Source organism: Sphingomonas sp., assembly GCF_030145815.1.
Lineage (GTDB): Bacteria > Pseudomonadota > Alphaproteobacteria > Sphingomonadales > Sphingomonadaceae > Sphingomonas.
Genome location: NZ_JAIXHL010000003.1, coordinates 17,770 through 29,807 on the forward strand (window position 1 = coordinate 17,770; position 12,038 = coordinate 29,807).

Sequence of the window (12,038 nt, forward strand, 5' to 3'; positions counted from 1 at the left end):
CACCCTCCCTGTCTAAATTGGCGGGGAGGGGGAGCATGAAGGCACTGGTTGCAGCAGCGACGGCACTGACGCTGGCTGCTGGACCGGCGGCGGCGGAGCTGACCCAGTCGGATGCCACCGCCTTCGTCTCGACCCACAAGCTGGTCATCGCCGCCCCGCCGGAAAAGGTGTGGGACACCATCGCCCGGCCATCGCTGTGGTGGAGCAAGGATCACACCTACTCCGGCGACAGCGCGAACATCAGCTGGGACACGCGCCCCGGCGGCTGCTGGTGCGAAAAGCTGGATGGCGGCGCGGTCGAACATGGCCGCACGCTCTACGCCGTACGCGGCAAGACGCTGCGCCTGTCGGGCGCGTTCGGGCCGCTGCAGAGCGGGGCGGTGACCGCGACGATGACCTTCGCGCTTAAGCCCGAGGGGCAGGGGACCGCGCTCACCGTCACCTATGTCGTCGGCGGCTTCCATCCCGCCGGCCTCGCCAACCTCGCCGCGCCCGTCGACGGGGTCATCGCCGCGCAGATGCCGGGCCTGAAGGCGGCGGCGGAGCGCGATTGACGCATCTGTCGGAGAGCGTCCGTTGTTGCCCGGTCATCTCACTGGCGTGATATCGCGATGATTCCCGCGCTCGCCGCTCTTATGTTGATCGCGCAGGTGCCTGCGGACGCTGGCACAACGCGTTGGCGCGTCCCCGCGGAGGCGCTTGCGGCCAGTGCGCGGGGCGAGCACGCAACCGCCGCCGAGACTATTGCAAAGACGCTGGCCGAATGTCGCGCCAGCGCGCCGGAGCCAGCGCCCTGTCTCGACCTGATGCTCGCGCTCACCAGTTCGCAGACGCGTGCGGCGCAGCTCACCGCGGCGGTCGCGACCGGGCGAGAGGCGTTGGCCATCGCCGATCACTTGCCCAAAGCCAACAATCCCCGCCGCACCCGCGCGCGGGTAGTGCTTGCCTATCCGGTCGAATTCATCGGACGCCGGATGGAAGCCGAAGCACTGTTGCGCGAAGCGCTGGCGCTGGCCGGCGCGCACTATCCGCCCGGTCATCGCGAGCTGGTTTCGATCCGCTATGCCCTTGGTACCAATCTCTACCGCCAGGGGCGGTTGGAGGAGGCTGGGATCGAGCTGCGCGCGGCGATGGCGGTCGTTGAAGCGGGTGCCAAGGTTCATGAAACCGATCTGTATGCGCTGGTCCATGCGCTGGCGGTCGTTCTTGATGAGCAAAGGCGTTTTGCGGAGGCGGAGGCGATGTATCGACGGGCGATCGCGCTGCTCGAGGCGGCATCGCCGTCCGATGCGACCGGCCTGTCCGCGCGGACCATCGCGCTCGGCAAAGTGCTCGCCCGGCAAGAGCGGATCAGCGAGGCAGGGGTGATGTTCGCCCGCGCACTCGCCATCCGTGAGGCGGCGGCGCAACCCGACCCGGCATCAATCGGGGAGGCATTGAGCTTGGTAGGCCGCAACCTCAACATTCAGCGGCGGACCGGCGAGGCTGCGTTGGTCCTGCGTCAGCTCGTCGCCTTGTATGAACGCAACTTGCCGCCCGACGATTCCCGGTTGCGTGGGGCGCTGCACGACCTTGCTGGAGCACTATGGACGCTTAGGCGCGGTGCCGAGGCGGATGCCGCCATGGCGCATGCGCTCGATCTTTGCCGCCGTCATTGCGACCCCAATGAAACCACGCTGGCCAATGCCATGGCCAACTATGCGTCGATATTGATGGACCAAGAACGGTATCGCGAGGCCGAGAAGCTGCTGCTGGATGCTATTGCACTACAGGAACGCCGCACGCAGACGGACGACGATCGGGCGGATCTGGCTTTGGACTATGGCAATTACGGCGTGCTGCTGGGGCTAATGAACCGCCTGGTCGAAGCTGAAGCGGCTCTGCGCAAGGCGGTTGCGCTCGGCGATGCGGCCTATCCGCCCGGTCACCCGTGGGCCGTCGGCCTGCGCGGCGACCTTGCCCGCATCCTGCACAAGCGGCGGACCTGACCTGCCGAGCGCCGCACATTGTATCGGGAAGCGGGGCGAGCTGCACTGGCCGAGCTCAAGGACGTGGAGCTGACCAGCGCCGACGGCCGCGATCGCATCGATGTGATGCGCGATCTGTTCACCGGACAGGTCGCCGCCGCGTGGGATCTGTCCGTCCGGCAATGAGACGGGTGCCAGCCGCGTGCACTTGGCCACCACCCCGATTTGGTGTATGGCTTCCGAACCGATTTTTCCCTCGGTCCGGCGCTTGACAGCGCGGGCCGTGGTCAATATGTCGCCCATCTTCCGAAACACCGGCCAACGGCAGCGTGCATGCGCGTCTGCCGCGCGCATGCGTTTCGGGTCAACGCGACGAGATGGGGTTTGCTGCCATGCACGCCCCGTGGAGCTGGGAGAATTTGGTTCATGGCACGTATTGCGGGCGTTAACTTGCCCACCAACAAGCGCGTACTGATCGCGCTTCAGTATATCCACGGCATCGGCCCGGCAAAGGCCAAGGAAATCACCGAAAAGCTCGGCATCACCGTTGAGCGTCGCGTGCAGGACCTGACCGATTCGGAAGTGCTGCAGATCCGCGAAACCATCGACGCCGACCACACGGTCGAGGGTGACCTGCGTCGCCAGACCGCGATGAACATCAAGCGTCTGATGGATCTGGCCTGCTATCGCGGCCTGCGTCATCGCAAGGGCCTGCCGGTTCGCGGTCAGCGCACGCACACCAACGCCCGCACCCGCAAGGGCAAGGCGAAGCCGATCGCTGGCAAGAAGAAGTAAGCCGCTGGGCCGTTTCACGACGGCCCGCCTGCTTCGATTTTCGAAGGATTACTGAATAATGGCACAAGCACCGCAGCGTCTTCGCCGTCGCGAACGCAAGAACATCACCGCCGGCGTCGCCCATGTGAACGCCAGCTTCAACAACACCATGATCACGATCACGGACGCCCAGGGCAACGCGATCAGCTGGTCGTCGGCCGGCATGATGGGCTTCAAGGGCTCGCGCAAGTCGACCCCGTACGCCGCGCAGGTCGCTGCCGAAGACGCAGGCCGCAAGGCTGCCGAGCACGGCGTCCGCACGCTCGAGGTCGAGGTCAAGGGTCCGGGTTCGGGCCGTGAGTCGGCACTTCGTGCGCTGCAGGCGGTCGGTTTCCAGATCACGTCGATCCGCGACGTGACCTCGATCCCGCACAATGGCGTTCGCCCGTCGAAGCGTCGCCGCGTCTGATTTGACTTTCCGCCTCCGTCGCGGACTCGGGGTGCCGGGTCCGGGCTGGAGGCGGCTCCAATCCTGGCAGGATAGCCCCGTCCTGCCCAACCCAGGGGAAGCCTGTGTCTGTCAACGCAAAGAACTGGCAGGAACTGAAGAAGCCGAACGGCCTTGAGAAAAAGGGCGGTGACGGCAAGCGGAAGGCGACGTTCGTCGCTGAACCGCTGGAGCGTGGCTTCGGCCTGACGCTCGGCAACGCGCTGCGCCGCGTGCTGCTCTCGTCGCTGCAGGGTGCGGCGGTGACCTCGATCAAGATCGAAAATGTGCTGCACGAGTTCAGCTCGCTCGCCGGCGTGCGTGAGGACGTCACCGATCTCGTCCTCAACGTGAAGCAGATCGCGCTGCGCATGCAGGGTGAGGGCGCCAAGCGCCTCCAGCTCAGCGCAACCGGCCCGGCCGAAGTCAAGGCCGGCGACATCGCCGTGTCGGGCGACATCGAAGTGATGAACCCGGAACTGGTGCTGTGCCATCTCGATGATGGTGCGACGCTGAACATGGAACTGATCGCCGACACCGGCAAGGGCTATGTCCCCGCCAGTGCCAACCGTCCGGCCGATGCGCCGATCGGTCTGATCCCGGTCGATGCGCTCTACTCGCCGGTCCGTCAGGTCAGCTACAAGGTCGAGAACACCCGCGTGGGTCAGGAGCTCGACTATGACAAGTTGAGCCTGTCGATCGAAACCGATGGCACCGTCACGCCGGAAGACGCGCTCGCTTATGCCGCGCGCATCCTGCAGGACCAACTGGCGCTGTTCGTCCACTTCGACGATTCGGCGATCACCCGCACCAGCGCCCCGGTCGGCCTCGCCGCCCAGGCGTCGGCGTCGGAAGGCAGCAGCGACACGGCGACGATCAACCGCTACCTGCTCAAGAAGGTGGACGAGCTCGAGCTGTCGGTCCGTTCGGCCAACTGCCTCAAGAACGACAACATCATCTACATCGGCGATCTGGTCCAGAAGACCGAAGCCGAGATGCTGCGCACCCCGAATTTCGGCCGCAAGTCGCTGAACGAAATCAAGGAAGTGCTGTCGTCGATGGGCCTGCGCCTCGGCATGGAAATCCCGGGCTGGCCGCCTGAGAACATCGAAGAGATGGCCAAGAAGCTCGAGCAGGAAATTATGGGCTAAGCGTCGCCCCGGCGAAGGCCGGGGCCGCCATGCCGCTTGGCGTGGCACTTTGCTCATAGCGGCCCCGGCCTTGGGTCCCATCAAAGTATTACTTTGATGGGTGCCCTTTCGCCGAGGCGACGGATTTATCGGCGGGCGCACCGTCCCTGCCTGGTCTGGGGTTCCGTAAGACGGCCCCTTAACGAACGAAGGAAGATATCATGCGCCATAAGTACGGCGGTCGTAAGCTTCAGCGCACCTCGGCGCATCGCCTTGCGCTGTTCCGCAACATGTCGGCCGCGCTGATCAAGCACGAGCAGATCACCACCACCGTCGCCAAGGCGAAGGAACTGCGCCCCTACGTCGAAAAGCTGGTGACGCTTGCGAAGAAGGGTGGTCTTTCGAACCGCCGTCTCGCCCATGCCCGTCTGCTCGACGATGCGCAGCTGGTGAAGCTGTTCGACGTGCTCGCGTCGCGCTACGCCGACCGCAACGGCGGCTACACCCGCATCATCAAGACCGGCCCGCGCGCTTCGGACGCCGCGCCGATGGCGATCATCGAATTCGTCGACCGCGACGTCTCGGCCAAGGGCCAGGACTCGGGTCCGGTGATGACCGACGAGGATTTCGACGAAGCCGCCTGATTTGGGCAGCCCGATTTAGGGCACTTCATCGACCAGAGCTGGGGCGGTCGCACGACGGTGCGGCCGCCCCTTCGCGTTTGAGGCCAGCGCACAGGCCCTCCCACTTCCTCTTAAGCCCCTCCCGCCTGCGGGAGGGGTTGGGGAGGGTCTCCTTCTTCTACCTGTGTCCGTCATGCTGAACTTGTTTCAGCATCCACCCCTCCACCAACACCTCAGTCGCCTGAGGAGCCGTGGATCCTGCAACAAGTTCAGGATGACGGAAGTGGGGAAGGGGCCGCTCCACGCTGCCTCAACATCGCTTCAACTCCGGCAAGGCCCGCTATCCCAAGCAAATGTTGCGCCCCCGTAAGAATCGCTGAACTTTGGCGCAGCGTCCGACTTCCCATCTAGCGTGCACCGGCCAAACCGACGGAAATCCGCCGATCGCCGAATTGGCACGCGCCCTGCAAACGATGCGGCGCAGGAGGACTCGATGAAACGGACGAGCGGACATGGCGCAAGCAATGCGGTAGCGATCGCCTTTGCCACATTCCCGCTGCTGGTGATGGCGTGGGTCGCGCATGAAAGCGCGCTGCTCGCTTTCGCCTGAGCTACGGCCTTCAACTGTTGGATTTTCTCTGATCTATGCTGGCGCGTACCCGGCGATCCCATCCATCGATGCCTGTGACCGCGAACCGGACAGCGCCACCCGGTGTCGCGTCGTCGTCGCGCGGATGTCGCCTACACGGCGCGTCGCGGTCGCTTGGCGGGTGCCTCGCGGTCGTGTCGGCCGAAAAGGACGCATTTTTTGTCTGCTTCGTCCGGCGCCCGCTTGACCCGGTCGGGTGTAGCAATAGGGTAAGGCAGTTCCGTTTCAGGAGATACCAATGCGCCGCGCGTCGATTCTCGCCCTGCCACTGTTGTTCGTCACCCCCACTGCCTTTGCCAGCCCGGAGTCCGCGCCGACCATGACTGCACCGATCACCTATCCCGATACCCGCCGCGTCGATGTCGTCGACGAGCAGTTCGGGGAAAAGGTCGCCGATCCCTATCGCTGGCTCGAAAACGATGTCCGCAACGACAAGGAAGTGGCCGAATGGGTCGCGGCGCAGAACAAGGTGACCGACGCCTATCTCGACACGCTGCCCGGCCGCGACGTGTTCAAGGCGCGTCTGACCAAGCTGTTCGACTATGAGCGGTTCGGCATGCCGTATCGCAAGGGCGGGCGTTACTTCTACTCGCGCAACTCGGGGCTTCAGAACCAGTCGGTCCTCTATGTCCGCGATGGCCTGAACGGCGAAGGGCGCGTGCTGATCGACCCCAACACCTGGGCAGCGGATGGCGCGACGGCGCTTGGCGAATGGTTGCCGTCAGAGGACGGCAAGCTGCTCGCCTATTCGATCCAGGATGGCGGTAGCGACTGGCGCACGATCCGCGTGCTCGACGTCGCGACCGGCAAAGTGCTGGACGACAAGATCGAATGGGCCAAGTTCACCATGGCCGCGTCGTGGGCCAAGGATGGATCGGGCTTCTTCTACTCGCGCTATCCCGAGCCGCCGGCGGACGCCAAGTTCCAGGCGCTGAACGAAAATCACCGCATCTATTTCCACAAGCTCGGCACCCCGCAGAGCGCCGACCGGCTGGTCTATGAAACCCCCAGCCAGCCCAAGCAGAGCCATTATTCGGGCCTGACCGACGATGGCCGCTGGCTGGTAATCTATACCAGCGAGGGGACCGACAACCGCAATCTGCTGCACGTCATCGACCTCAAGGACCCGGCGGCCAAGCCCAAGACGATCATCGGTGAACTGACCAACGAATGGTCGGTGATCGGCAATGTCGGATCGACCTTCTATCTGTCGACCAACAAGGACGCGCCGCGCAGCCGTGTCGTGACGATCGACGTCGCCAGCGCCGATCTGACTCCGCGCGAAATTGTGCCGCAGGATCAGGCAGTGCTGAACGGCACGTCGATCGTCGGCGGCAAGCTGATCCTGTCCTATCTGGTCGACGCCAAGACCGAAGTGCGCCGCCATGCGCTCGACGGCAAGCTGCTGGGCAAGGTGACGCTGCCGGGCATCGGCACCGCCGCGGGCTTTGGCGGCGATCCGGACGAGACCGAGACGTTCTTCGCCTTCACCAGCTTCAACTATCCCACAACCATCTTCCGCTACGATGTCGCGACCGACAAGGCGACGGTGTGGGCGCAGCCAAAGGTCGCGTTCGATCCGACCGCCTATGTCGTCGATCAGAAATTCTACACGTCGAAGGACGGCACCCGCGTGCCGATGTTCGTGGTGCGCAAGAAGACGACGACCGGTCCGGCGCCGACGATCCTGTGGGGCTATGGCGGTTTCAACATCGCCTATACCCCCGCTTTTTCGGCGGCGCGGGTCGCATGGATGGAGCAGGGCGGCGCATTCGTGCTCGCCAACATCCGCGGCGGCGGCGAATATGGCAAGGCGTGGCATGACGGCGGCCGCTTGGCGAACAAGCAGAATGTGTTCGACGACTTCATTGCGGCTGGCGAATATCTGATCGCTCAGGGCATTACCAAGAAGGACGGGCTGGCGATCCAGGGCGGCTCGAACGGCGGCCTGCTGGTCGGTGCGGTGGTCAATCAGCGACCCGACCTGTTCGCGGCGGCGATGCCGGCGGTGGGCGTGATGGACATGCTCCGCTTCGACCGCTTCACCGCCGGGCGCTACTGGGTCGATGACTATGGCTATCCGTCGAAGGAAGCGGACTGGAAGCGGCTGCGTGCCTATTCGCCCTATCACAATATCCGGTCGGGCGTGACCTATCCGGCGATCCTGGCGACGACGGCGGATACCGACGACCGCGTCGTGCCGGGGCACACGTTCAAATACACCGCCGCGCTGCAGGCCGCAGATATCGGGCCGAAGCCGCACCTCGTCCGCATCGAAACCCGCGCCGGCCATGGTGCGGGCAAGCCGACGGACAAGGTGATCGAGGAGACGTCCGACCTCTATGCCTTTGCCGCAAAGTGGACCGGGCTCGACGTCAAGCCGGTCCAATAAGTTCGGATCCCCGGGGACAGCAATGCCCCGGGGCCGTTGAGATCGCGGCATTTTTGTCGCTTTCTGCCCTGACTGGCTGCCGTTATCGTTGCGGCGAATCGTTGGGGGGCTTTCGGTGAAGAGATTCTGGGCAGCGCTGGTCGGCGCAGTGGCGACCGGCGGGATGGCAAGCGGTGCGCAGGCCGGCCAGTCCAAGGTGGTCGAAGTGCCATCCCCGCCGCCACCGGTCGTGGTGAGTCCGCCGGCCCCGCCAACCCCGTCGGTTCCGGTCGCGCCGCAGCCCGCGACCGCGGCAGACTATGTCGTCTGTGACGGCTATCCGGTCCCAAACCCGAAAAAGAAGCTGAAGCCCGGCGAAAAGCAGCCCGAGCACCGGGCCTGGGGCGGTCTGGGCCCGAACTACGGCATCCGCTTGCGGTCGTTCGGCGTGCAGGGCAGCGCAGCGTGCGAGCGGACGCTGGCCGACCCGATGCTTGTTCCCGAGTTCCGCAATCGCCGCCTCTCGCTGCTCCGGGCCCGCGCCCTGCACGAACTCGCGGAGAAGAGCGACGCCACCGCGCTGGCCACGCTGGACGAATTCGACACCTTCCACGCCACCTATGCCACACCGGAGGAGCTTGCCGCCACGCGCCTCGGCAGCGACGCGCTGCGTGCCGTCGCGCTGTATCGCACCAAGAAGACGGCGGACGCGCAGAAACTGCTCGATTCGATCGTCGCGCGGCGCCCCTATTCGCCCAGCGTGCGGCGGCTGGCGTCGGCGATCCGGTTGTTGTTCGACAGCGATCGCGGCAACCGCGTCGCCCAATTGCGCGAACAGGCATCGTATAACCCGGCGATGCTGCGGCTGATGCTGCTCATCGCGCTGCAAACCGGCGATTTCGAGAATGCCGCGCTCTACGCCGAACAGATTAGTTTCGACTTGCCCAAGAATCGCGGTGGCTGGACGCTGAGCGGTGAGGCGGATCGCAAGTATGAGGAGATCGAAGGTCGCGCGGCGATCCGGGGCGCCCGGGCCTATGCGCTGCTCGCGGCGGGAAAGACCGAACAGTCGGCGATCGAGCTGAAAGGTGCGCGGGACGAGGTAGCCTTTGCTGTCGAACCCCCGGCGCCGCGTCCAGACGGGCGCAAGCAGCCCAAGCGGGTCGAAGAGGATTATCGCCGCCGCGTTGCCGCAGGGGATAAGGCGACCGAGGTGCTGGACGATTGGTCGCGGGCCATCGCTCTGCGGCTGCGTGCCGGCAAGCTGACGATGAAGGCGCTCGCCGACGAGCCCGAACGGCCGCGCGGCGAAGCGATGGTCGTCATGTCCGACCTGATCGGACAACTTCGCGCCGATGGTCCCGCCGAAGCACGGGCGATCGATGCCACGATCGACGAGATCCGGCGGATGCAGGATCTTGGCATGACCAAGATGCTGCAGTTGGGCTTTGGCGACCTGGTCAAGCTGCTGCCGCGCGGCGAGCATGCCGCCGCCAAGCCCAAGATGCGGGATGAGGGGAGCAACTTCTGGCGTACCGATATGGAAGGGTATCGGGTCATGAAGGGCGACGATCCCCAATTGGTCAATCTGCGGATGGGCAGCCTGTCGGCGAGCCCGGCGATGGTCGAAGAGGCGGCGATGCTGGTCGCGGCGGACCATGTTCGCGGCCTGGGCAAGGATGCCTTCATCATCGAGAGCGCGTTGCTGGTCGAGCGCACGGTAACCTATGGCTATTATGGCTATAGCGCCGGCGGCGGGTCGCCGCAGGGGTTCGAGTATCGTCTGCTGATCCGCCCGATCAGCCTGGCGGCGGGCGAGGAGCCGTCGCGGCAATGGCGGGCGATCAAGGTGGCCGATGTCCGCGCCGCGTTGGCCGACAAATACCCGCCGGCGCAGTAATTCGATGGATTAACGGATACATAGGTAGAAACCCGATCGCAATTTCCCGTTATGGGCAACCCGGCCCGGACGTGGCAGCTTTGGCAGCATCGAGCGGAGTGTTGCCATGCCCTCTTACCACGAGATCGCCAGCCCGGATGACCCGATGGACGACGCGCTGCCCGCCGGTTCGGGTTTCCTGATGGTCGTGTGTGGTTCGCTGCTATTCTGGCTGTTCGTCCTCCTGCTGTTCAGCGCCGCCTAAGGCACCCGGCTTACTTTCAAGATTCGGATCTTCGGGCTGAGCATCTGCCCCTTCATCACGCCTTCGCCCGCGGTCGGTGAGGTGGGTGCGTCGAGGATTTTCCACACCACATCCATCCCCTCGACCACCCTGCCGAAGGCGGCATAGCCGAGATTGTCGCCGGGCCGCGTCGGATCGGCGTCGAGCGAAGGCTGGTCTCCCACGCTGATCGTGAACTCGCCGCGCGCGGTGCCGGGGGCGAAGCGGGCGGTGCTGATCGCGCCATTCACATGCTTCACGCCGGTTTGCGTGGTCGGTTCATGCTTGATCGGGGGCAAGACGCGCTTGGGATCGTTGTCGACCCCGAACTGGATGAAGCCGAATTTGTCGGCGACCCTGACCGTCCGGTAGAATGCGATGCCGTCGAGCCGCTTCTGATCGGCATAGCGCAGGAAATTGCGCGCGGTGATCGGGGCGCGTTCGGTCTCCAGCTCCAGCACGATGCGGCCGAAGCTGGTGTCGAGCGCCACCTTCTGTGTCGCGGGCTTGGGCGTGGGCGTCGGTGCCGGGGTAGGGGCCTCCTGCGCCAGTGCGGGGAGGGGGAGCAGCAGGGCTGCGGCGAGCAGGGTGCGGCGGAGTATCATGCCGCCAGTCTGCCCAGCCGGGCGGCGCCCTTCAACCGGCTTTCGTCCACAACAGAATCGCTTTGCTGGCGGAGCGGGGCACACCACCCATGTTGCCTTTGGCGGTGCCGACCCCCTAGATGCGGCACCGCCACCCCATGCAGGGGCTCCAACAGGATTTGAGAATGACCGCCACCCACTCGACCCGCATGCTGATCCTTGGTTCCGGCCCGGCCGGCCTGTCCGCCGCCATTTACGGCGCGCGCGCGGGGCTGGCGCCGATCGTGGTGCAGGGCATCCAGCCCGGCGGGCAACTGATGACCACCACCGATGTCGAGAATTATCCCGGCTTTCGCGAGGTGATCCAGGGCCCGTGGCTGATGGGCGAGATGCAGGCGCAGGCCGAGCATGTCGGCGCGCAGATGATGTACGATACGATCGTCGAGGTCGATTTGTCGCAGCGCCCGTTCCGCCTGATCGGCGATGGCGGCACCGTTTACTCCGGCGACACCCTTGTGATCGCGACCGGCGCGCAGGCCAAGTGGCTGGGGCTGGAGAGCGAAGACGCGATGAAGGGCAAGGGCGCGTCGGCCTGCGCCACCTGTGACGGCTTCTTCTATCGCGGCAAGAAGGTCGCGGTGATCGGCGGCGGCAACACCGCCGTCGAAGAGGCGCTGTACCTCACCAACCACAGCCATGACGTCACACTGATCCACCGCCGGGACACGCTGCGCGCCGAGAAGATCCTGCAGGAGCGGCTGTTCGCCAATCCGAAGGTCAAGACGCTGTGGAACAAGGAAGTCGTCGAGTTCGTCGGCGGCGGCGATCCCGAAGGGCTGGTGGCGCTGCGCCTGCGTGATACCGTCACGGGCGAGGAATCGAGCATCGACGTCGAGGGCGGCTTTGTCGCGATCGGCCATCACCCGGCGACCGAGCTGTTCCGCGGGCATCTGGAGCTGGACGAGGACAGCTACATCACCGTCGAGACCGGGACCACGCGCACCAGCGTGCCCGGCGTGTTCGCGTGCGGCGACGTGATGGACAAGGTTTATCGTCAGGCGATCACGGCGGCGGGGACCGGCTGCATGGCGGCGCTGGATGCCGAGCGGTTTCTGGCCGAGGCGGATTTCGAAGCGGTGGCGCAGGCGGCGGAGTGAGCCGGGGAAGCTAACGAAGTTACGGGCAACGCGCGTCGTTCTGTCAGGTTCGGGAGACGAAACTGACAGAATGCGCTGGGTGTCATGCGCCCGCAGCGCGGAAGTTGACACTAGCTTTACACTATCGGCGTCGT

General features: G+C 65.1%; 11 protein-coding genes. 10 read left to right on the forward strand and 1 reads right to left on the reverse strand.

The window, feature by feature from the left end; genetic code table 11:
- Window positions 1-35: 35 nt before the first annotated feature.
- From KYX69_RS03145 to KYX69_RS03185, 9 genes are all read left to right on the forward strand, one after another.
- Window positions 36-554 (forward strand): SRPBCC domain-containing protein, encoded by a 519-nt coding sequence (locus KYX69_RS03145; protein WP_300493603.1) that lies wholly within the window; start codon window positions 36-38, stop codon window positions 552-554.
- Window positions 555-635: 81 nt separating this feature from the next.
- On the forward strand, window positions 636-1,988 hold the full coding sequence (locus KYX69_RS03150) for a tetratricopeptide repeat protein (protein WP_300493605.1): 1,353 nt from the start codon (window positions 636-638) through the stop codon (window positions 1,986-1,988).
- A 405-nt stretch (window positions 1,989-2,393) separates the two neighbouring features.
- A complete protein-coding gene (rpsM, locus tag KYX69_RS03155; protein ID WP_066659980.1) occupies window positions 2,394-2,762 on the forward strand; it encodes a 30S ribosomal protein S13 in 369 nt (122 codons plus the stop codon).
- Window positions 2,763-2,820: 58 nt separating this feature from the next.
- Window positions 2,821-3,210, forward strand: a complete 390-nt coding sequence (rpsK, locus tag KYX69_RS03160; protein ID WP_066579261.1) for a 30S ribosomal protein S11 — start codon at window positions 2,821-2,823, stop codon at window positions 3,208-3,210.
- Between the two features lie 104 nt (window positions 3,211-3,314).
- On the forward strand, window positions 3,315-4,379 hold the full coding sequence (locus KYX69_RS03165; protein ID WP_300493624.1) for a DNA-directed RNA polymerase subunit alpha: 1,065 nt from the start codon (window positions 3,315-3,317) through the stop codon (window positions 4,377-4,379).
- Window positions 4,380-4,579: 200 nt separating this feature from the next.
- Window positions 4,580-5,002 (forward strand): 50S ribosomal protein L17, encoded by a 423-nt coding sequence (gene rplQ / locus KYX69_RS03170; RefSeq protein ID WP_300493626.1) that lies wholly within the window; start codon window positions 4,580-4,582, stop codon window positions 5,000-5,002.
- An 866-nt stretch (window positions 5,003-5,868) separates the two neighbouring features.
- Window positions 5,869-8,022, forward strand: a complete 2,154-nt coding sequence (locus KYX69_RS03175) for a prolyl oligopeptidase family serine peptidase (RefSeq protein ID WP_300493628.1) — start codon at window positions 5,869-5,871, stop codon at window positions 8,020-8,022.
- Window positions 8,023-8,137: 115 nt separating this feature from the next.
- Window positions 8,138-9,901 (forward strand): hypothetical protein, encoded by a 1,764-nt coding sequence (locus KYX69_RS03180; protein ID WP_300493630.1) that lies wholly within the window; start codon window positions 8,138-8,140, stop codon window positions 9,899-9,901.
- Between the two features lie 106 nt (window positions 9,902-10,007).
- Window positions 10,008-10,145, forward strand: a complete 138-nt coding sequence (locus tag KYX69_RS03185) for a hypothetical protein (protein WP_300493632.1) — start codon at window positions 10,008-10,010, stop codon at window positions 10,143-10,145.
- Here KYX69_RS03185 and KYX69_RS03190 read toward each other — a convergent pair.
- Window positions 10,142-10,768: a peptidylprolyl isomerase gene (locus KYX69_RS03190; RefSeq protein ID WP_300493634.1), complete on the reverse strand. Its 627-nt coding sequence runs from the start codon at window positions 10,766-10,768 to the stop codon at window positions 10,142-10,144. The two genes, KYX69_RS03185 and KYX69_RS03190, sit on opposite strands and share 4 nt — an antisense overlap.
- Window positions 10,769-10,932: 164 nt before the next feature.
- Here KYX69_RS03190 and trxB point away from each other — a divergent pair, with 164 nt between their 5' ends.
- Window positions 10,933-11,904 (forward strand): thioredoxin-disulfide reductase, encoded by a 972-nt coding sequence (gene trxB, locus KYX69_RS03195; RefSeq protein WP_300493636.1) that lies wholly within the window; start codon window positions 10,933-10,935, stop codon window positions 11,902-11,904.
- Window positions 11,905-12,038: the final 134 nt, after the last annotated feature.